General features: G+C 72.5%; 20 protein-coding genes and 2 tRNA genes. 11 read left to right on the forward strand and 11 right to left on the reverse strand.

All coding sequences use genetic code 11. The features are described from left to right. Window positions 1–34 precede the first annotated feature (34 nt). Both ABL57_RS19100 and ABL57_RS19105 read left to right on the forward strand, forming a co-directional pair. The gene (locus ABL57_RS19100) at window positions 35–424 is read left to right on the forward strand and encodes a universal stress protein (protein ID WP_047805071.1); all 390 of its coding nucleotides are present in this window, start codon (window positions 35–37) and stop codon (window positions 422–424) included. A 120-nt stretch (window positions 425–544) separates the two neighbouring features. Beyond that, on the forward strand, window positions 545–2,776 hold the full coding sequence (locus ABL57_RS19105; protein WP_053005198.1) for an MMPL family transporter: 2,232 nt from the start codon (window positions 545–547) through the stop codon (window positions 2,774–2,776). 25 nt (window positions 2,777–2,801) lie between these two features. Here ABL57_RS19105 and ABL57_RS19110 read toward each other — a convergent pair whose 3' ends face one another. After that, window positions 2,802–3,635, reverse strand: coding sequence for a phosphatase PAP2 family protein (locus ABL57_RS19110; RefSeq protein ID WP_238986135.1), 834 nt, complete (start codon window positions 3,633–3,635; stop codon window positions 2,802–2,804). Between the two features lie 418 nt (window positions 3,636–4,053). Between ABL57_RS19110 and ABL57_RS19115 the strand changes: the two genes are divergently transcribed. The 4 genes from ABL57_RS19115 (at window position 4,054) to ABL57_RS19130 (ending at window position 9,279) form a co-directional block, all read left to right on the forward strand. Continuing rightward, on the forward strand, window positions 4,054–4,383 hold the full coding sequence (locus tag ABL57_RS19115) for a glutaredoxin domain-containing protein (RefSeq protein WP_047805073.1): 330 nt from the start codon (window positions 4,054–4,056) through the stop codon (window positions 4,381–4,383). 149 nt (window positions 4,384–4,532) lie between these two features. Next, complete coding sequence (locus ABL57_RS19120; RefSeq protein ID WP_047805074.1) at window positions 4,533–5,726, forward strand: ROK family transcriptional regulator; 1,194 nt, start codon at window positions 4,533–4,535, stop codon at window positions 5,724–5,726. Between the two features lie 171 nt (window positions 5,727–5,897). After that, window positions 5,898–7,313 carry a sugar porter family MFS transporter gene (locus ABL57_RS19125; RefSeq protein ID WP_047805075.1) on the forward strand — a complete coding sequence of 472 codons (1,416 nt, stop codon included), beginning with the start codon at window positions 5,898–5,900 and terminating at the stop codon, window positions 7,311–7,313. A 277-nt stretch (window positions 7,314–7,590) separates the two neighbouring features. Further along, complete coding sequence (locus ABL57_RS19130) at window positions 7,591–9,279, forward strand: thiamine pyrophosphate-dependent enzyme (RefSeq protein ID WP_047805076.1); 1,689 nt, start codon at window positions 7,591–7,593, stop codon at window positions 9,277–9,279. A gap of 129 nt (window positions 9,280–9,408) precedes the next feature. Here ABL57_RS19130 and ABL57_RS19135 read toward each other — a convergent pair whose 3' ends face one another. Beyond that, window positions 9,409–10,806, reverse strand: a complete 1,398-nt coding sequence (locus ABL57_RS19135) for an MFS transporter (RefSeq protein ID WP_047805077.1) — start codon at window positions 10,804–10,806, stop codon at window positions 9,409–9,411. An 84-nt stretch (window positions 10,807–10,890) separates the two neighbouring features. Between ABL57_RS19135 and ABL57_RS19140 the strand changes: the two genes are divergently transcribed. The 4 genes from ABL57_RS19140 to ABL57_RS19155 all read left to right on the forward strand — a co-directional run bounded on the left by ABL57_RS19140 (window position 10,891) and on the right by ABL57_RS19155 (window position 14,268). After that, window positions 10,891–11,721: an MSMEG_6728 family protein gene (locus ABL57_RS19140; RefSeq protein WP_047805078.1), complete on the forward strand. Its 831-nt coding sequence runs from the start codon at window positions 10,891–10,893 to the stop codon at window positions 11,719–11,721. After that, window positions 11,718–12,341, forward strand: a complete 624-nt coding sequence (locus ABL57_RS19145; protein ID WP_047805079.1) for a LysE/ArgO family amino acid transporter — start codon at window positions 11,718–11,720, stop codon at window positions 12,339–12,341. The genes ABL57_RS19140 and ABL57_RS19145 overlap by 4 nt, the downstream gene beginning before the upstream one ends. A 128-nt stretch (window positions 12,342–12,469) precedes the next feature. Then, window positions 12,470–13,471, forward strand: coding sequence for a zinc-binding dehydrogenase (locus tag ABL57_RS19150; protein ID WP_047805080.1), 1,002 nt, complete (start codon window positions 12,470–12,472; stop codon window positions 13,469–13,471). Continuing rightward, the gene (locus tag ABL57_RS19155) at window positions 13,468–14,268 is read left to right on the forward strand and encodes a GntR family transcriptional regulator (protein ID WP_053005200.1); all 801 of its coding nucleotides are present in this window, start codon (window positions 13,468–13,470) and stop codon (window positions 14,266–14,268) included. The genes ABL57_RS19150 and ABL57_RS19155 overlap by 4 nt, the downstream gene beginning before the upstream one ends. 7 nt (window positions 14,269–14,275) lie before the next feature. On the opposite strand, the gene ABL57_RS19160 is transcribed toward ABL57_RS19155, so the two are convergent. The 4 genes from ABL57_RS19160 to ABL57_RS19175 form a co-directional block, all read right to left on the reverse strand. Continuing rightward, window positions 14,276–15,685, reverse strand: coding sequence for a HAMP domain-containing sensor histidine kinase (locus tag ABL57_RS19160; RefSeq protein ID WP_152683470.1), 1,410 nt, complete (start codon window positions 15,683–15,685; stop codon window positions 14,276–14,278). Window positions 15,686–15,720: 35 nt separating this feature from the next. After that, window positions 15,721–16,413, reverse strand: a complete 693-nt coding sequence (locus ABL57_RS19165) for a response regulator transcription factor (RefSeq protein ID WP_047805082.1) — start codon at window positions 16,411–16,413, stop codon at window positions 15,721–15,723. A 308-nt stretch (window positions 16,414–16,721) separates the two neighbouring features. Further along, on the reverse strand, window positions 16,722–17,516 hold the full coding sequence (locus ABL57_RS19170) for a rhomboid family intramembrane serine protease (protein WP_047805083.1): 795 nt from the start codon (window positions 17,514–17,516) through the stop codon (window positions 16,722–16,724). A 127-nt stretch (window positions 17,517–17,643) separates the two neighbouring features. Then, window positions 17,644–18,189: a peptidylprolyl isomerase gene (locus tag ABL57_RS19175; protein ID WP_047805084.1), complete on the reverse strand. Its 546-nt coding sequence runs from the start codon at window positions 18,187–18,189 to the stop codon at window positions 17,644–17,646. Window positions 18,190–18,347: 158 nt separating this feature from the next. Here ABL57_RS19175 and ABL57_RS19180 point away from each other — a divergent pair, with 158 nt between their 5' ends. Continuing rightward, a complete protein-coding gene (locus ABL57_RS19180) occupies window positions 18,348–19,220 on the forward strand; it encodes a hypothetical protein (protein ID WP_047805085.1) in 873 nt (290 codons plus the stop codon). 167 nt (window positions 19,221–19,387) lie between these two features. Here the strand turns inward: ABL57_RS19180 and ABL57_RS19185 are convergent. The 5 genes from ABL57_RS19185 to gyrA form a co-directional block, all read right to left on the reverse strand. Next, window positions 19,388–19,463 (reverse strand) — tRNA-Ala (locus ABL57_RS19185). A gap of 11 nt (window positions 19,464–19,474) precedes the next feature. Beyond that, a complete protein-coding gene (locus tag ABL57_RS23360) occupies window positions 19,475–19,597 on the reverse strand; it encodes a hypothetical protein (protein WP_255396112.1) in 123 nt (40 codons plus the stop codon). Between the two features lie 32 nt (window positions 19,598–19,629). After that, a tRNA-Ile gene (locus ABL57_RS19190) sits at window positions 19,630–19,703 on the reverse strand. A 96-nt stretch (window positions 19,704–19,799) separates the two neighbouring features. Beyond that, window positions 19,800–20,387 (reverse strand): DUF3566 domain-containing protein, encoded by a 588-nt coding sequence (locus ABL57_RS23230; RefSeq protein WP_082157593.1) that lies wholly within the window; start codon window positions 20,385–20,387, stop codon window positions 19,800–19,802. Then, window positions 20,384–23,077 (reverse strand): DNA gyrase subunit A, encoded by a 2,694-nt coding sequence (gyrA, locus tag ABL57_RS19200; RefSeq protein WP_047805086.1) that lies wholly within the window; start codon window positions 23,075–23,077, stop codon window positions 20,384–20,386. The genes ABL57_RS23230 and gyrA overlap by 4 nt, the downstream gene beginning before the upstream one ends. Window positions 23,078–23,165: the final 88 nt, after the last annotated feature.

Below are 23,165 nucleotides of genomic sequence, written 5' to 3' on the forward strand. Positions count from 1 at the left end.
CGCCGTTCCTGGCGGCCCTACGCGAGGAGAGACCGTGACCGTCGTCGTCGGATACATGCCCACCGCCCCCGGACACGCGGCGCTGGACGCCGCGATCCGTGAGGCCGAGCGCCGGGGCACCGACCTCGTGGTGGTCCAGCCGCGGCCGAAGCGCCACCAGACCCCGGAGGTGGGAGCCGACATCGACGTGGAGCGGGAGAAGCTCACCCGCTCGGGGCTGCGCTACGAGCTGCGGGAGCCCGAGCACGACAGCGACCCCGCGGACGTCATCCTCGACACCGCCCGGGAGCGGGAGGCCGAGCTGATCGTGCTCGGCATCCGCCGCCGCTCCCCCGTGGGCAAGATCATCATGGCCAGCACCGCCCAGCGCGTCCTGCTCGAGAGCCCCTGCCCGGTGCTGAGCGTGAAGGCCGTCTACGACTGAGCACCACGTGTTATTTCTGTTTTCGAAATATTAGGCTGGTGCCGGACCCGGGTCCGGCGGCCGCCGGATCGGGCCCGTCCCGACGTCGGGACCGCTCCAGCCGCTTTCGAAAGGCCCGCCATGCCCTCCTCCGCCCCCACCAGGCCCCGCTCCGCCCCCTGGTCCGGCGACACCCGGCCGCCGCGTCGTTCCCGCTGGGCCACCCTGCTGCGCGTGCTCCTGCCGGCGCTGCTCATCGTGGGGTGGCTGGCCGTGGCCGGCGTCGGCGGGCCGTACTTCGGCAAGATCTCCGAGGTCTCCACGAACGACCAGTCCAGCTTCCTGCCCGAGTCCACCGAGTCCACCCGCGTCACGGACCTGCAGGGCGAGTTCCGGGACTCGGACGCGATCCCCGCGATCGTTCTCCTCGTGCGGGAGGGCGGCCTGGAGCCGGCGGACCGCGCGTGGGCGGAGGAGACCGTCGCCTCCGTGCAGGACGGCGGACCGGCCGAAGGACGCCTCTCCCCGCCCATTCCGTCCGAGGACGGCGAGGCCCTCCAGGTCGTGGTGCCGCTGCCGGACGGTGAGGTGGTCGAGGACGTGGAGGCGCTCTCGGACCGGTTCGCGCAGGATCGCCCGGAGGGGCTGCAGGCCTACGTCACCGGTCCCGCCGGGTTCACCGCGGACCTCGTGGCCGGTTTCGAGGGCATCGACGGGCTGCTGCTGGGCGTGGCGCTGGCCGTGGTCTTCGTGATCCTGCTGGTGGTCTACCGCTCCCCGGTCCTGCCCGTCCTCGTCCTCCTGACGTCGGTCTTCGCCCTGAGCGCCGCGATCCTGGTCGTCTACTGGCTGGCCGCCAACGACCTCGTGACCATCAGCGGCCAGGTCCAGGGCATCCTGTTCATCCTCGTGGTGGGTGCGGCCACCGACTACTCCCTGCTGTACACGGCCCGCTACCGCGACGCCCTGCTGCACCACCGCGGCCGGGCCGAGGCGACGCGGGCGGCGCTCAAGGGGTCCGTGGAGCCGATCGTCGCCTCCGGCGCCACGGTCATCGCCGGTCTGCTGTGCCTGCTGCTGTCCGATCTCGCCTCCAACCAGGCACTCGGCCCGGTGGCCTCGGTCGGCATCGTGATGTCGATCCTGGCGGCCCTGAGCTTCCTGCCCGCGGTGCTCTACGCCACCGGCCGCGGCGCCTTCTGGCCGTTCCGGCCCCGCTTCGACGCCTCCGGGACCGAGCGCGTGCGCGTGGTCGGCCACGGGACCGGCCACCGCCCCACCGTGGAGGGCCGGGGCGTCTGGGCGTCCGTGGCCCGCTTCGTGGCCCGCGCCCCGCGGGCGATCTGGGTCGTGACCACGGCGGTGCTGCTGGTGCTGGCCGGGTTCAGCACCCAGTTCCAGGCCACGGGCGTGGAGCAGAGCGAGCTCGTGCTCGGGGAGTCCCAGGCCCGGGACGGCCAGGAGGCCCTCGCGGAGCACTTCCCCGGCGGCTCCGGCAGCCCGGCGGTCGTGCTGGTGCCCACCGGGTCCCTGGACGCCGCGGTCGCGGCGGTCGAGGACACCGAGGGCGTCGCCGACGTGGCCGCCGTCGCCAACGACTCGCCCTCCGGGATCCTCCCCCTGGGGGAGGACGCGCCCCCGCCGGCCGGCCCGTTCGCCGGCGTGCAGCCGACCGAGGCGGAGGGCCTGTACCAGCTGCAGGCGACCCTGTTCGACGCCGCCGACTCCCCTGCCGCCGAGCAGACCGTCCGCGAGCTGCGGGAGAACCTCTCCGCGGTGGACGAGGAGATCCTGGTGGGCGGGACCACCGCGACGAACCTCGACACCAACGAGACCTCGATCGCCGACCGCACGCTGATCATCCCGGTGATCCTCGTGGTGATCACCCTGATCCTCATGCTCCTGCTGCGCTCGGTCCTGGCGCCCGTGCTGCTGATCCTCACGACCGTGATCTCGTTCTTCTCCGCCCTGGGCGTCTCCGCGCTGGTGTTCGAGCACGTCCTGGGGCTGCCCGGCGCTGACCCCTCGGTGCCGCTGTTCGGCTTCGTGTTCCTCGTGGCCCTGGGCATCGACTACAACATCTTCCTGATGTCCCGGGTGCGGGAGGAGTCCCTGGCCCACGGCACGCGGGCCGGCATCCTGCGGGGACTGACCCTCACGGGCGGGGTGATCACCTCCGCCGGGATCGTGCTGGCGGCGACGTTCGCGGCCCTGGCCGTCATCCCGATCATGTTCCTGGTGCAGCTGGCGTTCATCGTGGCGTTCGGGGTGCTGCTGGACGCGCTGGTCGTCCGCTCGCTGCTGGTGCCCGCCCTGACCTACGACATCGGGCGGGCCATCTGGTGGCCCGCCCACCGGCGGATCGAGCCCTGAACCGGCGGCGCCCCGCGTCGTCCGCTCAGGCGGCGTGGTGGCCGGAGCGGCGGGCGACGACGGGGATCCGGTTCGTCACCGGACGCGCCTCCTCCTCGGGCGCCGGCTCCTCCTCCGGCGCCTGCTCGACGGCGTCCCACTCGGCGCCCTCCTGCTGCCAGCCGAACCCGAAGGCCAGCGCGGGGACGAGCAGGTTGGCCAGCCCGCAGCCCACGGCGAGCCCGGCCCACGCCACGGGGAACGAGGCGAGGACGTCGAGCGGGTAGTGCACGCCCAGGTAGAGCCGGGAGACGCCGACCAGGGCGGCGACCCCCACGCCCGTGGCCAGGACCGCCGGTGCCCGCCCGGACCGGCGCACCGCGAGGCAGAAGGCCGCCGCGATCGCCAGGGCGGCGCCGGTGTGCCCCGAGGGGAAGGACGTGATGCCGTCCACCAGGACGAGCGGCTCGGTGAGCGTCGCCGCGTCCGGGCGGGACCGCCCGACCGCCACCTTGGCCACGGCGACCGCGCCCCAGCCGCAGAGCGCGGTGACGGCGAACCCGGCGGCGTCCCAGGGGCGCCGCCGGGTGCGGGCGAGCCAGGCGGTGAGGGCGACGATGACGGCGAACGCCCCGGGGGTGGAGAAGGCGTGGTGCAGGGCGAGTGCCCCCAGATCGAGCACGCCGGAGCGTGCGACGTCGAGCCGCTGGAGGACCTCGGTCTCCCGAGCCGCGATCCCCGGCGAGTACACCAGGAGCCGTCCCACCGTCGCCGTGGCGAGCACGACGATGAAGGGGACGACCACCCACTGGTGCAGCTGGGGCAGGGACCAGGTGGAGCGGGCCGGCCGGGGGGAAGAGTGCTGTGCCGGGAATGCCATGGTGCCCACCATGACATACACCACGTGGGCTCGATGGCCGAGCGGGCCTGTGACCAGGGGCTTCGCAAAGATTTCGCCGTCCGGACCCAGAGAATGACAAATCATGAAGCTGTTCGGGGGACAAACGGTGCCGGCACGCCGGCACGACGCCAGGTGTCAGGACGTCGCTCGTCCAGGGACGGCGCAACCTTTTCGAGGTGATGGAGCAGCGGCTCACTCGTTTCACGTGGAACGGACGGTGAATCCCCACGCCGAACAATGCTTGTGAGTTGTTTCGTCGACTGCGCCCCGGTGCAGGGCGGGCCGTCAGTTCCGGCCCGGGCGTCCCCCACTCAGGGGACAATGACGTGCTGCGGGAGCCGCACTAGACTGATCGGTCAACCAGGCCCCGCACCACCCGACCGACGATGGAGCACCCGTGTTCAAGAAGGACCCGTCCCGCCGCGCCCGACAGGCCGTCTCCCACGCCGAGGCCGTGCAGCACGTGGCGGAGGGAGGGGTCGCGATCTACTGGCGGCCCGGCTGCCCGTTCTGCAGCATGCTGGAGCGCGGTCTCGCGGAGGACGCCGACCGCGCCACGTGGACGAACATCTGGGAGGACCGCGACGCCCAGGCGTTCGTCGAGTCCCTCAACGACGGCAACGCCACCGTGCCCACGGTGGTCACCCGCGACGAGCACTTCGTGGCGGCGTCCCGCGAGCAGGTCGCCCTCACGAGGGCCCTGATCGCGAATTCCGCCGACCGCTGAGCAGCGGCTCCCGGCGCGCCGCCGCCGGCGACCGGCCCGCGGAGTGCCACCGGTGCGGTCCGCGGGCGAAGGGCGACCCCTGTCTTCAACCTATGAATGGTGAGTAGAATCACTCATCGTCACATGTTCACCGGCGAAAGAGGACGACGATGTCCGAGTCCGCTGAGCCCCGCGCCAAGCCCGGCTCGCAGACGTCCCTGCGCAACGCCAACCAGCGCCGCGTGCTCGACACCGTGCGCCGCAACGGCCACCTGACGCAGGCTCAGATCTCCCGGCGCACCGCCCTGGCGCCGTCGACGGTCTCCAACATCGTGCACGAGCTGATCGGCGCCGGACTGCTGGTCATGGAGGCCGACAACGCGGGCCGCCGCGGTCAGCTGATCAGCTTCAGCGGCTCGGCCGGCCACGTGGTGGGCATCGACGTGGGGAACCGGCACCTCACCGTCGCGGTCGCCGACCTCAACCAGCGGATCCTCGCCCAGCGGCGCCACGACCTGCCCGCAGGGCACCGCTTCGCCGACGACCTGGAGCTCGCGGGGCGGGCCCTCGACGATCTGCTGGACGGCCTCGGCACCGCCCGCCCGGAGCTGCTCGCCGCGGGCCTCACCCTGCCGGCCCCCGTCGACCTGGACGGCCGGCTGATCAGCGCGAGCGCGATCCTGCCCGCCTGGAGCGGGATCGACGTGCGCGAGGAGGCCGGCCGGCGGCTGGGCCTGCCCGTGGTGGTCGAGAACGACGCGAACGCGGGTGCGCTGGGCGAGCACGCGTGGGGCGCGGGGCGCGGGGCGCGCAACATGGCCTACATCAAGATCGGCCACGGGGTGGGTTCCGGCCTCATCCTCAACGGCACCCTCTTCCGCGGCGCCACGGGGTCGGCGGGCGAGATCGGCCACTCGACCGTCGACGAGCGGGGCCGGGTGTGCCGGTGCGGCAACCGTGGCTGTCTCGAGACCTACGTCTCCTCGGAGGAGACCACGCGGCTGCTGACCGACACGCACGGCCCCGACCTCACGATCCCCGACCTCGTGGCCGCCGCGGCCGCCGGGGACATCGGCTGCGCCCGGGTCATCGGCGACACGGGACGGATGCTGGGCACCAGCGTGGCCAACCTGTGCAACATCATCAACCCGGAGCTGGTGGTCATCGGCGGGGAGATCTCCCGCGCCGGGGACCTGCTGCTCGACCCGCTGCGCGAGATCGTCTCCCGCTACGGGGTCCGCGGCAGCGTGCAGGACCTGCGGATCGAGGCCGCCCGGCTCGGCATCCAGGCCCATGTGGCGGGCGCCGTCATCCTGGCCCTGCAGCACGCGGAGCTGCCGGCCGGGGCCGGGCCGACCCGCTGAGGAGGGCGGCGCGTCCATCGTGTTCAACTAATGGACATCCAGTGCGCCGAGTTCTACTGTGGACCGGACCACAAGATCCCCTCGACGTCGGCCGGTGCGTCCGTCCCGGGGCGCGGAGGCCGGCCGGCACGCCGGACCCCGCCGATCTCACACCAGCAAGGGAGCTGTTCGATGAGTCAAGACGCAACGACCCCGACGGTGGCGGAGCATCCCAACACCTCGGCCGTCCTCAGGATCAGCATCATCGCCGCCTTCGGCGGCTTCCTCTTCGGCTACGACTCCGCCGTCATCAACGGCGCGGTCTCCGCCATCCAGGAGGAGTTCGGGGTCAGCCCCGGCCCGCTCGGGTTCGCCGTGGCCTCGGCGCTGCTCGGCGCGGCCGCCGGCGCCTTCTTCGGCGGACGGATCGCCGACCAGCTGGGCCGTGTTCCGGTCATGAAGATCGCCGCGGTGCTCTTCCTCGTCAGCGCGATCGGCTGTGGCGTGGTCGACAGCTTCGGCTGGCTGATCTTCTGGCGCATCGTCGGTGGTGTCGGCGTGGGCGTGGCCTCCATCATCGCCCCGGCCTACATCGCCGAGATCGCCCCGGCCGCCGTGCGCGGACGCCTGGGCTCGCTGCAGCAGATGGGCATCGTGCTCGGCATCTTCGTCTCCCTCGCCGTGGACGCCTGGCTCGCCGCCCTGGCCGGCGGCTCCACCCAGGAACTGTGGTGGGGGCTCGAGGCCTGGCGGTGGATGTTCATGGCCGAGGCCGTCCCGGCGCTCGCCTACCTGATCGGCGCGTTCACGATCCCCGAGTCCCCCCGCTACCTGGTGGAGGACGGCCGTTCCGACGAGGCCCAGGCCGTGCTGGCCAATCTGCAGGGATCCGCGTCGGCGACCGAGCGCGTCCGCCTGATCAAGGAGTCCCTCCGCAGCGAGCACAAGCCGCGGCTGTCCGACCTCAAGGGCCGCATGGCCGGTCTGAAGCCCATCGTGTGGGTCGGCATCGGCCTGGCCGCGCTGCAGCAGTTCGTGGGCATCAACGTGATCTTCTACTACTCCAACGTGCTGTGGCAGTCCGTGGGCTTCACCGAGGCGGACTCCTTCACCATCACGGTGATCACGTCGGTCACCAACGTGGCCGTCACCATCGTGGCGATCGCCCTCGTGGAGCGGGTGGGCCGCCGCCGGCTGCTGCTCATCGGCTCGGCCGGAATGGCCCTGTCCCTCGGCACCCTCTCCGTGCTCTTCGCCACCGCCGACGTCGTGGACGGCTCGCCCGTGCTCGGCCCCACCGCGGGCCCGGTGGCGCTCGTGGCCGCCAACCTGTTCGTGATCTTCTTCGGCGTCTCCTGGGGTCCCATGATGTGGGTGCTGCTCGGCGAGATGTTCCCGAACCGCATCCGCGGCGCCGCGCTGGCGGTGGCCGGCTTCGTGCAGTGGATCGCCAACTGGCTGGTCACCGTGACCTTCCCGGCGCTGGCCGCCTTCTCGCTGGGCGTCGCCTACGGGCTCTACACGTTCTTCGCGCTGGTCTCCCTGCTCTTCACGCTCAAGATGGTCCGGGAGACCACCGGCATCGAGCTGGAGGACATGCAGGACTGAGCGGCCCCGCAGCTCCGCGGACGACGGCGGTCCGCCTCCCCTTCCGGGGAGGCGGACCGCCGTCGTCCCCGGCGACCGTGGCCCCTCTCGAGGCTTTCCGCCGCACGGCGCCGGACCGGGGCCGTGCGCTCTTCGTTACCCCTCGGTGACCGTCAGGACACGAATCGCCGCCGACTTCGGGTATTTTCGGGACAGCTGTGTGCGGCCCGGGCCCCCGGAATGGGCCCCGCTCCGCCCAGTCGCACCGCTCCATTTTCAACGGCGAAAAGGAACCACGTTGACCCAGACCACTGCGGATCCCGCATCCCCTGCTGAGACCACTGCCCGGAAGTCGGCGGGCCACGTGATCGTGGACACGCTCGTGGCGCACGGGGTGGAACGCACCTACGTGGTCCCGGGGGAGTCCTATCTCGACGTGCTCGACGGGCTGCACGACTCCCCGATCGCCACGGTGGTGTGCCGCCACGAGGGCGGGGCGGCGTACATGGCCGAGGCCGACGGGAAGATGAACCCGGTGCCGGGGGTGGCGATGGTGACCCGCGGGCCCGGGGCGGCCAACGCCCACGTGGGACTGCACACCTCCTGGCAGGACTCCACCCCGATGGTGCTGTTCGTGGGGCTGATCCCCTTCGAGCACCGGGACAAGGAGGCCTTCCAGGAGTTCGACCCGCACGCCTGGTTCGACTCCGGGGCCAAGCGGGTGATGGTCCTGGACCACGCCGAGCGGGCCTCCGAGATCGTGGCCGAGGCGATGTTCGCCGCCGCCTCGGGCCGTCCCGGGCCGGTGGTGGTGGGCCTGCCCGAGGACATCATCCGCACGCAGATCGACCCCACCCTGCACCCGCCGATCCCGGTGGCCCACGGCGGGATGACGGTCAACGACTGGAAGGCGCTGCGTGATGCGCTCTCGGCGGCCGAGAAGCCGCTGTTCGTCACCGGCGGCAACGACTGGACCCACGCCGGCGCGGCGGGCCTGACCACCTGGCTGGAGGAGCACCACCTGCCGGCCGCGGCCGAGTGGCGCACCGAGGGCACCGTGGGCTTCGACTCCCCCTCCTACGTGGGCCCGATCGGCTACGGCCGCCCGCAGGCCACCTTCGAGATGCTGGAGGAGACCGACCTGCTGGTCTTCGTCGGCACCGTCCCGGGCGATGTGATCACCAACGGGTTCCTGGTCCGCCAGGACTGGGCGAAGAAGAACTTCCTGGTCACCATCGACCCGTCCCTGCGCGGGCGCTCCGGGCCGGTGTCCTACCAGATCGTGGCGAAACCGGACGTGTTCGTGCGCGACCTGGTGCGCATCGACCTGCCGGCCAAACCGGTCTGGAAGGAGTGGACGGCCCGGCTGCGGGCCAAGCAGGTGGAGTTCTCCGCCCCCGCCCCGATGGTCACCGACCGGACCCCGGGCCAGGCACCGGCGCGGATGGACACGCTGATGGCCCACCTGGTGGCCGGTCTGCCGGCCGATGCGATGGTGACCTTCGGGGCCGGGGAGCACACCAACTTCGCCCACCGGTACTTCCCCACCCGCGGGTACGCCTCGATGATCTCCGCGCGCAACGGCTCGATGGGCTACTCGGTGCCCTCGGCGGTGGCCGCCTCGCTGCGCTACCCCGGCCGGCGGGTGGTGACCATCGCCGGGGACGGGGAGTTCCTGATGAACGGCCAGGAACTGGCCACCGCCGCCCAGTACGGGGCCACCCCGCTGGTGATCGTGATGGACAACCAGGAGTACGGCACGATCCGCACCCACCAGGAGCGCGACTACCCGCAACGGGTCTCGGGCACCCAGCTCAAGAACCCGGACTTCGCGCTCATGGCCAAGGCCTTCGGCGGCTACGGGGTGCGCGTCGAGCACGAGGCCGAGATCCCCGGCGCGCTCGAGTCCGCCCTGACGGCGATCGACGAGGACGGCACCTTCGCCCTGATCCACCTGCTCGTCGAGCAGCGCGTGAAGGCCTACTGACCCGGCCCCGGCGGGGTCGTCCCGCCCGGGTCGTCCCGGGGCGCCGGCGGGTGCGCCCGCGCCCCGGGCGGAGCCGGTCCGGCGGCGGAGGGTCGGTCCGACGACGGCGGCCACAGCGGCCCGGGCGTCTCAGCCCGCCAGGGGATGCGCCAGCTCGTCCTGGCGCATCCGGCCGGCCCACAGTGCCACGAACCCCAGCACGGGGGTCAGCACGGCCACGGTCCAGAAGATCACCGGCAGCGGCACGACCTGCGCGACGGGCCCCGCGATCGCCATCGACACCGGCATGAGGGCGATGGAGACGAAGAAGTCGAGGCTCGAGACCCGCCCGAGCATGTGCCGCGGGACCCGGCGCTGCAGGAGCGTCCCCCACAGCACCATGCCCGCGCCGTCCCCGGCGCCGACGCACGCGAGGCACAGCGCCATGACCCAGAACGACTCCGTGGTAGCCACCAGGCCGAACGGCAGCGTCCCGAGCCCCCAGAGCCCGATCATCCAGCTGAGGTAGCGCCGGGGCAGGGGCAACGAGGCCACCACCAGCGAGGCCAGCGCGCTGGCCCCGCCGTAGCACGCCAGGAGGTAGCCGAAGGTGGCGGCGTCCCCGCCCAGCCGGTCCCGCACGAGGAAGGGGACGAGCACCTCCAGGGGCCCCAGCAGCAGGAAGACCGCGCACACCGCCCACAGCAGGGTCCACAGCAGCCACGGCGTGTGCACGGTGTAGCGCACGCCCTCCATGAGGTCGCGCCGCACGGACGCGAACACGCCCCCGGACGGCTCCGCCGCCCCTGCGGAGGCCTGCGCGTCCGGCGCCGAGCCGACGACCGGCTCCGCCGCCGACTCCGCACCCGATGCCACGACCGGCTCCGCCGCCGAGGCCACGGCCGGGTCCGCGAGCGGCGCCCGGGCCGCCGGGCCCGTCACGGGCAGCGCCTCCCGCTCGGGCACGTGCAGGCGCAGCAGCAGCACGAGTGCCGCGAGGTGGCACGCGGCGATCAGGGCGACCGCCCCGCCGGGAGCCAGGAGCCCGATGAGCACGCCGGCCACGGCGGGGCCGGCCGCCTGCTGCAGCAGCGGGCGTGCCGTGCCCTCCACCCCGTTGGCGGCGAGCAGCTGCCGGGCGGGCAGCACCCGGGGCAGGGCGGCCGAGTAGGCCGGGTAGAAGAAGCCGACGCCGGCGCCGAACACGAACGCCGCGGCGCCGAGGTGCCACAGCCGCAGCCCACCGGTCAGGGCGAGCACCGCGACCGTTGCTGCCGTGAGCGCGTTCGCGGTCTCGACCAGGCGCAGCAGGGCCGCCAGCGGGAGGCGGTCCGCCGCGATGCCGCCCACGAGCACGACCACGAGCATGCCCAGCGCACCCACGGCCGTCACGGCCGAGAGGTCCACGGCCGTCCCGTCCAGTTCCAGGACCTGGTTCACCAGGGCCACCGCCCACATCCCCGCGCCGAAGACGCTGACGAACATCGCGAAGGCGAGCACACGGTACTCGCCGAGCCGGAAGGGCTCCAGCGCGCGGGGGAGGGGCATGGTGCCAGTCTACGGAGTGGCCCGCGGGGCGCCACGCGGCGGCCACGGTGGTGGCCACGGTCCGGTCCGTAGCAGACTGGGGCGGTGCAGACCTTCCTCCCCTACCCGGACTTCGCCCGCTCCGCCCGTGCCCTGGACCGCAAGCGGCTCGGCAAGCAGCGGGTGGAGGCCCTCCAGGTGCTGCGCGCGGCCACGGTTCCCGGCTACGGCTGGTACCGGCACCCCGCCACGGCGATGTGGACCGGGCACGTCCCCGCACTGGTGGCCTACGGGCGGGCGATGGTCGACGAGTGGACCGCCCGCGGCGGGGCCGACAGCACCGCGTGGCAGATCCGGGAGTTCGCCCCGGAGGCCTGGGACCGGTATCCCGACGACGGAGTGGCGCACCCGCCCCCGTGGCTGGGCGACGCCGCGTTCCACCGCTCCCACCGGTCCAAGCTGCTGAGCAAGGACGAGGAGCTCTACCGGGACGTGTTCCCGGACGACACCGCCGGCCTGGACTACGTGTGGCCGGAGCCCGCGCAGGCCCGCACTCCCCCCGCCGAGCCGCCGCACGGCCGGCGCGCCTGGGTCCTGGCGCCGGGGACGCACGAGGCCGCCGGCGGCGCCGTCCTCGTCCCGTTCCGCGTCCCGGAGGGGGTGCGGGAGAACCACTGGATGGCGGCGGTGGCGCGCGTCGAGCAGGAGCTGCAGGAGGGTGAGCCCGTGCTCCTGCTGCACGGGCCGCCCGGCCCCGAGCAGCTCGTGGAGCGGACCGTGCTGCGCGAGAACGTGCACCACGCCGTCGCGGGGTTCTCCCTCGAGCTCGAGCCCGGGGAGCGGGTCCTGCGCCGGGAGCTGCCGGCCCCCGCACGGCTGCAGTCCCCGCGCCCGGTCTTCGCCGTCCCCGCCGAGGCCGTGGGCGCCGGCGCGTGAGCCCCGCCGCGGTGCTCGGCCCGGCCCTGCTGGGCCTCGGCTCGGGCCTGGCCCTCATCGTGGCCATCGGGGCGCAGAACGCCTTCGTCCTCCGCCAGGGCCTGCGCCGGCAGTTCGTCGGCACCGTGGTGGTGCTGTGCGCGGTCTCCGACCTGATCCTGATCGCCGCCTCCGTGGCCGGCACCTCCCTCCTGGAGCAGGTGGCGCCCTGGCTGATGAGCGCCCTGCGCTGGGCCGGTGCGGTGTTCCTGCTCGGCTACGGGCTGCTGGCCGCCCGGCGGGCACTGCGCCCCGCGGGCGGCCTGGTGGCGGCAGGGGCGGCGCCGCCCGGCCGCGGCCGGGTGGCGCTCACCGCGCTGGCCCTGACCTGGCTCAATCCCCACGTCTACGTGGACACCGTCCTGGTCATGGGCTCGCTGGCCAATGCGCAGGGCGAGCAGCTGCGCTGGTGGTTCGCCGCCGGGGCGATGACCGCCAGCGTGCTGTGGTTCGGCGGTCTGGGATGGGGAGCCACCCGTCTGCAGCGGTTCTTCGCGTCGCCCGTCTCCTGGCGGGTCCTCGACGGCTCGCTCGCGGTGCTCATGCTCGTCCTGGGCCTGGAGCTCGCGCTGGGCGCCTGACGGGCACCCGCACCCGGCAGGTGCGCCGCGCCCGCCATTCATCTCCTGTCATGGGGGACCACCGAGACAAAGGGTCGGTAGCATGTCACTCACCCGGCGCCCGTCGTGCCGGACGTCAGGAGGCGCACATGCGAGGGTCCCACGTTCCCGCCACGGGAACGATCACCGTCACGGACTGGCCGGATCCGCAGGCCACGGAGCCGGGTCAGCTGGTGGTGCGGATGCTGCACGCCTCGATCTGCGGCTCGGACCTGCACGTGGTCTTCCACGGCCTGCTGCACGCCGAGGGTCCCCGCCGTCCCGGCTATCCCGGCCACGAAGGCGTCGGGGTGGTGGTGCAGTCCCGGTCGCCGCACGTCCGGGAGGGCTCGCTCGTGCTCACCGTGCCCCAGGGTGAGATGGGCGGGTGCTTCGCGGAGCTGCAGCTGGTGGACGACCGGCACGTCGTCGAGCTGCCCGCGGGCACCGACCCCACCGACTCCCGGCAGCTGCGCCGGCTCATGATGGCCCAGCAGTACGGCACGTGTCTCTACGCCATGCGCCAGTTCTGGCCCGTGGAGACGCCCGCCCGGCGCGCGCACACGTGCGTGGTGATGGGTGCCGGCTCCGCAGGGCTGTTCTTCGTGGAGGAGGCCCGGCGGCTGGGCTTCGAGCACGTCGTCGCCTCCGACCTCGACCCCGGCCGGCTCGAGGTCGCCCGGGGACTCGGCGCCACCCCCGTGCACGTGCCCGAGCAGGACCTGGGCGAGGTCGTGGCCGAGGTGAGCGGCGGCCGCGGCGCCGATCTCGTGATCGAGGCCGTGGGGCACGACGTGCTGCGCGACCAGGCCGTCGACCTCGCGGCCGACCGGGGGGTCGTGGGCTTCTTCGGCCTGCCGGAGCGGCACGGCCCCACGGACATCCCGCTGTGGACTGCGTTCCGCAAGAACCTGCGGCTGCAGTGCTCCGTGGCGGCGCAGGCCGAACCGGGGCTCACGTCCTTCCGCGAGGCGCTGCGCCGGATCTCCGAGGGCGAGATCGACGTGGAGCACTGCCTGGGCCCCGAGCTCCCCCTCGAGCGGCTGCCCGAGGCCATGCAGCGGGCCGAGGAGCACCGCCCCGGCGACATCAAGCTCACCGTGACGCCGTGACCGAGCGCATCCGTCCTCCCTCCGGCGCGGCGGCGGACGGCCGACACCCCACCGACACTCCCACCCTGCCCGCCGTGACCGCCACGACCCAGAGCTCGCTCGCCGTGCAGGTGATGGCGGCGGTGCGGCGGGCCGTCATGGCCGGTCAGATGGAGCCCGGGCGGCTGTACTCCGTGCAGCAGCTGGCCTCCGTCATGAACGTCTCCCGCAGCCCCGTGCGGGAGGGCCTCCTCCGGCTGGGCGAGGCCGGGCTGATCCGGTTCCACCGCAACCGCGGCTTCGAGATCGTCGAGGTCAGCCCCACCGACGTCGCGCAGATCCTCGCCGTGCGCACCGCCCTGGAGGTCCCCGCCGCCCGTCGGGCGGCGGGCCTCGCGCAGCCGCCGGACCTCGAGCGCGTCCGGGCGCAGTGGGAGGCGATGCACGCCGCGGCCCGGGCGCAGGACCTCGAGGCGACCGCCGGGGCCGACGAGGGGCTGCACCTGGTCCTGCTCGAGCTCGCCGGGAACGAGCAGGCGGCCCGGCTCGTGGAGCGGCTGCGCGCCACCACGTCCTTCCTGGGCGTCGTGACCGCCACGACGCTCCGCCCCGTCGGGGAGCTCGCCGGGGAGCACGACGCCCTGGTGCAGGCGGTGCTCGGCCAGGACGGGGACGCCGCGGGAGAGGCCATGCGCGAGCACCTCGCCTCGACCGCCGAGCGGCAGATCGGCCAGGCGCTGCGCGCCCGGGGCACCCCGGAGCAGGACGTCCCGGACCTGGCGGGGCGGATCTGGCGCGAGGCCTCCGCGGGGTACTGAGCGCGGCTCAGACCCCGGTGCCGCCGGGCCCGAGCGGGAGCCGGAGCTCGAAGCGGCAGTTGCCCCGCCCGTCCTCGCCCGCGGCGACCGTGCCCCCGTGGGCGGCCGCGATCTCCCGGCTGATCGCCAGTCCCAGACCGGAGCCGCCGGTGTCCCGGGTACGGGAGTCGTCCAGGCGCACGAACCGCTCGAAGACCCGCTCCCGGTCCGCCGGGGCGATGCCGGTGCCGTCGTTGTCCACGGTCACGACCGCGTCCTGTCCCTCCGTCCGCAGGGACACGGCGATCCACGACTCCGCGTGCCGCTCCGCGTTGGAGAGCAGGTTGCGGAGCACCTGCTGCAGCCGGCTCCCGTCCCCCCGGATCCGCACCGGATCCAGGTGCACGCGGACCTCGTGCCGCGACGCGGGCCGCATCCGCGCGACCTCCTCCCGCACCACCTCGTCCAGGTCGGTGTCCGCGACGCGCAGCCGCAGCCCGGCGTCGTCGATCTTCGCGAGGGTCAGGAGGTCCTCCACGAGCCGGCCCATCCGGCGGGACTGGGACCGGAGCACGGGAGCGACCTCCGGCCACATCGTGGCGGACGGATCCGAGGCGGCCACCTCGATGGTGGTCGTCAGGGTCGCGAGGGGGCTGCGCAGCTCGTGGGAGGCGTCCGCCACGAACCGGCGCTGGGCGCGGTCGGAGGCCTCCAGCCGGTCGAGCATCCCGTTCATCGTCCCGGCGAGCGCGGCGACCTCGTCCCCGGTGGGCGGCACGTCCACCCGCGCCCCGAGGTTGGCGGTGCCGATCCGGCGGACCTGCCCGGTGATCCGCCGGACGGGGGCGAGGGACCGGCCGACCAGGAACCACATGAGGGCGGAGCCGAGCAGGGCCAGCAGCGGACCGCCGACGAGCAGGAACAGGCCCACGGTCCGGAGCGTGGTCTGCTGCAGCGCCATGGGCACGGCCACGGTGAGCGTGAAGGGGACGTCGTTGATGTACATGCCGTGCGAGACATACACGAAGTCGGCGGCGCGCGTGCCCGGTCCGGCGGCGTCCGCCGCGGAGTCGAAGGACTGCCCCGGCTCGAGCGTGGGCGGGGACAGGCCAGCCTCGAGCGTGGAGGCGGGCGCGGCGGCGACCAACCGCCCGTCGGCGTCCTGCAGCTGCACGAGCACGCCCGGCCGCCCGAGCCGCTGCATCAGCTCCCCCAGCCCGGAGGTCGTGTAGACGGCCGTCTCCCGGGCGGTGCCGCCGGCCGTGCGCGGCTGCCAGGGAACGCCGAGGTCCTGCAGGATCTCCGCCTGCCGGGCCACGGCCTGGTCGTGGGCGGCCCCCACGGCGGTGCGGTGCACGAGCTCGAGCAGCACGCCCCCGGCCACAGCGACCACGAGCAGGATCAGCAGGCCCGCGGCGGCCGTGCTGCGCCGGCGCACGCCCCACCGATCGAACGGCGATCCCCGGCGGGCGGTCACGGGCTCGCTGCCCCCGGCTCGTCGGGCACCAGGCGGTAGCCCATGCCGCGGACCGTCTGCAGGGTGGACAGGCCGAAGGGGGCGTCGATCTTCTTGCGCAGGTAGCCCACGTAGACCTCCACGATGTTCTCCGAGCCCTCGAAGCCGGCGTCCCAGGCGTTGTCCATGATCTGGAGCTTGGAGACCACCTTCTCCTTGTTCTGCAGGAGGTACTGCAGGATGACGTACTCCTTGGCGGTGAGCTCCAGGTGCTGCCCGCGGCGGGTCACGGTCCGGCGGACCGGGTCCAGCTCCAGGGAGCCGGCGGCGAGCACCACCGGCCGTTCGGGGGCGCCCCGGCGGATGAGCGCCCGCAGCCGGGCGACGAGGACGAGGAAGCTGAAGGGCTTGGTCAGGTAGTCGTCGGCGCCGAGGTCGAACGCGTCGGTCTGGTCGTACTCGCCGTCCTTCGCGGTGAGCATCAGGACGGGCACCCAGTTCTCGGCGGCACGCATCTCCTCGAGGACGGCGTAGCCGTTCCTGCCGGGCAGCATGAGGTCCAGGACCACGACGTCGTATGGGTTCTCCCGGGCCAGCCACGCCCCGGTGACGCCGTCGTGGGCCACGTCGACCACGAAGCCCTCGTTCGTCAGGCCGCGGCGCACCGACTCCGCGAGGTCCACCTCGTCCTCCACCAGCAGCACGCGCACGCGCCCTCCTCCCTCGCCGGCCGTCACGGGGCCGCGCGGTCAGCTTCCAGTGTCCCGCACCGCGCTGAGGATCGGTTGAGGACGACGCGCCCGCACCGGTTCCCGCTTCTCCCCAACCGGTGCACAACGTTGTCCACAGGTGTGGAGAACCGTGTGCACAGTCGCCTCTCCACAGCGTTATTAACAGGTGTGGACGCCGCCGTGGCGCCGTCCACAGCGCGGGTCACAGGTGTGGAATTCCACGGCTGTAACTTGTCGACAGCTGGGGACAGAGCCTGTGGAGAACCTCGTGGGGCCGACCCGGCGGCTCAGCGCCGGCGGCCGGCGCGCCGTCGTGCGGCCGCGGTGTAGCCGAAGGCCACGAGGGCACCGGTGAGCAGTCCCCCGAGGTGCGCCTGCCAGGCGATGCCGGGGAAGAGGAAGCCGAAGACGATGTTGATCCCGATGAGCACGGCGATGGGCGTGATCGACTGCCCCAGGTGCCGCTGCAGGACGAAGAGGGCGCCGAAGAGCCCGAAGACGCCGCCCGAGGCGCCGACCACCAGGCTCAGCGGGTGCGAGAGCAGCAGGACGCCCACCGATCCCCCGAGGACGGAGAGCAGGAACAGCAGCAGGAACCGGGTGCGGCCCAGCGCGGGCTCCAGCATCCGCCCGAACAGGTACAGCATGTACATGTTCAGGAGCAGGTGGAACGGGCTGGACATCGAGTGCAGGAACCCGCTGGTGAGCATCCGCCACGGCTCGGAGGTGGTCATCACGGGGGCGTAGGCGAACATCTGGAGCAGGCTCACGCCCACGGCCTGGACCAGCCACTGCAGGGCGTAGACCACGGCGTTGGCGCCGATGAGCCACCACGTGACGAGCATCGGCGAGCCCTGCGGCGCCCGGCCGCCCAGACCGGTGCGCACGGCGGGGCGGCGGCGCGAGGCCTGCTGCACGCAGTCGACGCAGTGCACGCCCACCGCGGCCGTGCGCTGGCACTCCGGGCACACCGGGCGGCCGCACCGCTGGCAGGTGACGTAGCTGGGGCGGTCCGGGTGGCGCGGGCACACGGGGACCTCTCCCCCGGTGGACGCGCCGTACTGCGGTCGCTCGCCGCTCACTGGAACTCCTCGTGGGCCGGCCCGCGGGCCGGGATCGGTGGACAGGGACGACGCAGGCCCGCCCGGATCGCTCCGGACGGGCCTGCGCCGTGACCCCGGCGGCGCCGGGGTGGGGTCCTGCTGGGGCCTAGAGCTGCTCGACGTCGATCGAGGTGATCACGCAGTCCTCGACCGGGCGGTCCATGCCGCCGGTGCGGACGTCGTTCAGCTCGTCGACGACCTTCCGCGACGCGTCGTCGGCGACCTCGCCGAAGATGGTGTGCTTGCCCTGCAGCCAGGTGGTGGGGGCCGTGGTGATGAAGAACTGGGACCCGTTGGTGCCCCGGCCGTTGCGCTTGCCGGCGTTCGCCATGGCGAGCACGTAGGGCTCGTTGAAGGTGAGCTCGGGGTGGATCTCGTCGTCGAACTCGTAGCCCGGCCCGCCGATGCCCTGGCCCAGGGGGTCCCCGCCCTGGATCATGAAGTCCCGGATGATGCGGTGGAAGACCACGTCCTGGTACAGCGGACCGGTCTGCTTCTCACCGGTGCGCGGGTCGCTCCACTCCTGGGTGCCGTCCGAGAGGCCGATGAAGTTCTTGACGGTCTTCGGGGCGTGGTTGCCGAACAGGTTCACGACGATGTCACCGTGGTTCGTGTGGATCGTCGCCTTGGCAGTGGGGATGGCAGAAGTCATGGGGTCATTCTTGCACGCGGGCGGAGGCCGCTCCGTGACGTCCCGTGGCGTTCAGCGCACAGTGAAAAGCCCCGGCATCGCGCGGGAGGACCTCCATCGGGGTGGACTCTGCACGTATGCTGACCATGGATTGTCACGACCCGAGGAGGGATGGATTCATGAGCTTCACGAAGTCCAAGAGCGAGAAGAAGGCCGCCGCGGCGCAGAAGGCCGCGGAGAGCAAGGTGCTCGACGCCGGCAAGTGGGCGTCCAAGGAGATCGGCGAGCTGGCACCCCGGCTGCAGCACGGCGTCGAGGCGGGTGCCGCCGCGCTCGCCGGCGGTGTGGCGACCGCCGGACCGAAGGTCCAGGAGGGCCTCGGCCGGGCCCACGACCTCTCCGGCTCCGCGAAGCTGAAGGCGGCCGCCGTGACCGCACCGGTCGCCGCGAAGGCGTCCAAGGCCGCGGCCCCCGTCGCCGCGAAGGCCGCCGACCGCGCCGCCGAGAGCCGCGCCGCGATGCAGGCGAAGTACGCCGGTGCCGCCGCCCTGCTCGCGGGCAAGTTCGCGGACGCGGACACCCCGGAGCAGCTCGAGGCCATCGTGGCCAAGCTGACCGGTGACAAGAAGGCCGTGGCCAACGCGAAGAAGGCGGCCTCGAAGGTCGCCAAGGACTACGCCAAGCAGCAGAAGAAGGCCGAGAGCTCGCACAAGGGCCTGCTGGTGCTGGGACTGCTCGTCGCCGGTGGCGTCGCCGGTGTGGCCGCCTGGAAGGCGTCCCGCCCGGTGGAGGACCCCTGGAAGACCCCCGCGGCCACGTCCCCGCGCGTGACGGCCTCCCCGGTCGCCCAGCAGACCACCGTGGCCGCCGGCACCGGCGTGCAGGTCGACGACGTCAAGGACGCCACCACCCCGGCCGGCCAGTCCGGCGGTGTCTCGGAGGCGGCTTCCGAGGTCAAGGACAACGCCCAGTCCGTGGGCGAGGACGCCAAGGCCACGATCCACGAGGTCAAGGAGCAGATCCAGGGCAAGAAGGACGACCACGAGTCCTGAGCCCCCGCTCCCGCCGCAGAGGCCCCCGCTCCCGTCCAGGGAGCGGGGGCCTCTGCCGTGGAGCAGGAGGGGACGCGGCGCCGAGCGGTGCGGCGCGTGGCCGGCGGACGCACCCGGGCCGGACGACGAAGATCCCGACCGAGCGCGAGCTCGATCGGGATCTCAGGTGGTGGAGGCGAGGGGACTCGAACCCCTAACCCTCTGCTTGCAAAGCAGATGCGCTACCAATTGCGCCACGCCCCCGCAGTGCCGGACTACTCCACCTCGTCGGTGGCGTCCGCCCACGCGGTACGGTCGGCATCGGTCTCCCGCAGCTTGGAGAGCACCGCGACGGACGCTCCGACCAGGGCGAGAACCGCAGCCACTTTCCTGTTCACGCCTGCCTCCTGACATGCGAAAAAGGGAACCGTGGGCGTACCAGGAATTGAACCTGGGACCTCTTCGTTATCAGCGAAGCGCTCTAACCGTCTGAGCTATACGCCCTTCCGGCCCTTGCGGACCGAGAAGAAACGATACCGGAGTTGCCGATCCGTGCCAAATCCGGCCCGGACCGGCGTCCGGTGACCGTACCGTGCCGGGTCAGTCGTCCGTGAGGGTGAGACCGACCCCGCCCACCAGGGCCGCGGCGATGTTGTAGAGCAGCGCCGCGAGCACCGAGAGAGCGGTCAGGAGGATCACGTTGACCACCGAGACGATGGTCGCGAAGATCGCGATCTGCCCCAGGGACAGGAAGTCCTTCACGTTCAGCGCCCCGCCCGCGCCGCCCAGCATGCCGAGCAGCTCGTTGATGCCGTCGAACATCCCGGTGAGGTCCAGGACGATCCACAGCACCACGGAGGCGACCACGGTGATGATCCCGAGCGCCACCGAGAGCAGGAACGCGAGCTTGAGCACCGACCAGGTGTCCACCTTCGAGACCACGAGCCGCGCCCGGCGCACCCTCGGGCGCGGAGCGGGGCGGACCAGGCCCTTCGTGGAAGCGGCCGGCCGGCTGCTCTTGGCCGGGGCCGGGGCGGACTTCACCGGCCGGGGGGCGGTGCGGTCGGCCGTCCCGGACTTCGCGGACGTGGCCGGGCCCGGCTTCGCCGCGGCACCGGGCCGGGGCGCGGACGCGAGGGGGGCGCGTCCGGACTTGCCGGCGGCGTTGGAGCCGGAACTCGAGCTCATGCGTTACCTCCGTTGTTGTTCGCGTCCAACGCTACTTCATCGCCCGCCGTGTCCCCGGTTCCGGGGACGGAATCGAGCTCACCGGTGTCCTCGGCCTGCTGCACGTCGGCCGTCTCCATGGACTCGTCCTGCTGGACGTCGATCTCGGCCACGGCCTCGGCGTCGACCTCCTGCGCGATCTCGCGGTCGGCGTTGTGGGCCACGCCCGTGATCGAGTCGCCCGCGGACGGCTTGGCGAAGATCACGCCCATCGTGTCCCGGCCCTTGGCGGGGACCTCGGAGGCCCCGGTGCGCACGACCTTCCCGGACTCCATGACCACGAGGACCTCGTCCTCCTCGCCCACGATCAGCCCGCCGACCAGGCGGCCGCGCTGCTCCGCGAGCTTCGCCACCTTGATGCCGAGCCCGCCGCGGCCCTGCACCCGGTACTCCTCCACCTTGGTGCGCTTGGCGTAGCCGCCCTCGGTGACGACGAAGACGTAGGCGTCGTCGGTCACCACGTTGGCCGAGAGCAGCTCGTCGCCGCCGCGGAACTTCATGCCGGTGACCCCCGAGGTGGCCCGGCCCATGGGGCGCAGCACGTCGTCCGACGCGGTGAAGCGCAGGGACATCCCGTGGCGGGAGATGAGCAGCAGGTCGTCCGTCGCCGACGCCAGCTGCGCCGAGACCAATTCGTCGTCCTCGCGCAGGTTGATCGCGATCACGCCGGCCGAGCGGTTGGTGTCGTAGTCCAGCAGCCGGGTCTTCTTCACCAGCCCGTTGCGGGTGGCGAGCACGAGGTACGGGGCGTCGTCGTAGGAGCGCAGCTCCATGACCTGGGCGATCCGCTCCCCGGGCTGGAAGGCCATCAGGTTGGCCACGTGCTGGCCCTTGGCGTCCCGGCCGGCCTCGAGCAGCTCGTAGGCCTTGGTCCGGTAGACCCGGCCGAGGTTCGTGAAGAACAGGATCCAGTTGTGCGTGGTGGTCACGAAGAAGTGCTCGACGACGTCGTCCGCGCGCAGCTGCGCGCCCCGGACCCCCTTGCCGCCGCGGCGCTGGGACCGGTACTGGTCCGAGCGGGTGCGCTTGACGTATCCGCCGCGGGTGATGGTCACGACCATCTCCTCCTCGGGGATCAGGTCCTCCATCGACATGTCGCCGTCGTAGCCGTACTGGATCTCGGAGCGGCGGTCGTCGCCGTAGCGGCTCACGATCTCCTCGAGCTCGGTCGAGATGATGTCGCGCTGGCGCGCCTCGGAGGCGATGATCTCGGTGTACTCGGCGATCAGCCGCTCCAGCTCCGCGTGCCGGTCCTGGATCTTCTGCCGCTCGAGGGCGGCGAGCCGGCGCAGCTGCATGTTGAGGATGGCCTGTGCCTGGTCCTCGTCGATCTGCAGCAGCTCCATGAGCCCGGTGCGGGCGTCGTCGGCCGTCGGGGAGCGGCGGATGAGCGCGATGACCTCGTCGAGGGCGTCGAGGGCCTTGAGCAGGCCCCGCAGGATGTGGGCCTCCGCCTCGGCCTGGCGCAGCCGGTACCGGGTGCGCCGCACGATGACGTCCATCTGGTGGGTGACCCAGTGCCGGATGAAGGCGTCGAGGCTGAGGGTGCGGGGCACCCCGTCCACCAGGGCGAGCATGTTGGCGGAGAAGTTGTCCTGCAGCTGCGTGTGCTTGTAGAGGTTGTTGAGCACCACCTTGGCCACGGCGTCCCGCTTGAGCACGATCACCAGGCGCTGGCCGGTGCGCCCGGAGGTCTCGTCCCGGATGTCGGCGATGCCGGTGATCCGGCCGTCCTTGACGAGGTCCGCGATCTTCATCGCGAGGTTGTCCGGGTTCGCCTGGTAGGGCAGCTCCGTGACCACCAGGCACGTGCGGCCGTGGATCTCCTCGACGTTGACCACGGCCCGCATCGGGATCGAGCCGCGCCCGGTCCGGTAGGCCTCCTCGATGCCCTTGTGCCCGAGGATCTGCGCCCCGGTCGGGAAGTCCGGACCCTTGATCCGCTGCAGCAGCTCCTCGAGCAGGTCCTCGTTGGAGACGTCCGGGTTCCGCAGGTACCACTGCACGCCGTCTGCGACCTCGCGCAGGTTGTGCGGCGGGATGTTGGTGGCCATGCCCACCGCGATGCCGGAGGACCCGTTGACCAGCAGGTTCGGGAACCGGGACGGCAGCACCGACGGCTCCTGGTTCTTGCCGTCGTAGTTGTCCTGGAAGTCCACGGTCTCCTCGTGGATGTCCCGGACCATCTCCATGGCGATGGGCGCCATCTTGGTCTCGGTGTACCGCGGGGCCGCCGCGCCGTCGTTGCCCGGGGAGCCGAAATTGCCCTGGCCCAGCGCGAGCGGGTAGCGCATCACCCAGTGCTGGATCAGGCGCACCAGGGCGTCGTAGATCGCGGAGTCGCCGTGCGGGTGGTACTGGCCCATGACCTCGCCCACCACGCGGGCGCACTTGTTGAAGGAGCGGTCCGGGCGGTAGCCGCCGTCGTACATCGCGTAGAGGACCCGGCGGTGCACCGGCTTGAGCCCGTCCCGGACGTCCGGGAGGGCGCGGCCGACGATGACGGCCATGGCGTAGTCGAGGTAGGACCGCTGCATCTCGGTCTGCAGGTCCACCTGCTCCACGCGGTCGGTCAGCACGGGCGAGCTCTCGAGGTCGCCGCTGGGGCCGGCGTCCTCCGGGGTCTGTCCGTCCTGGATCTCGTCACTCATGCGGTCATTCCGTTCTGTCTGCTGGTTCTCGGTGTCCTGCCGGCGCCCCGGTCCCGGCCGTATATGCCGAGCCGGTCATATGTCGCGG

This window comes from Kocuria sp. SM24M-10, assembly GCF_001027955.1.
In the GTDB taxonomy this organism is placed as follows: domain Bacteria; phylum Actinomycetota; class Actinomycetes; order Actinomycetales; family Micrococcaceae; genus Kocuria; species Kocuria oceani.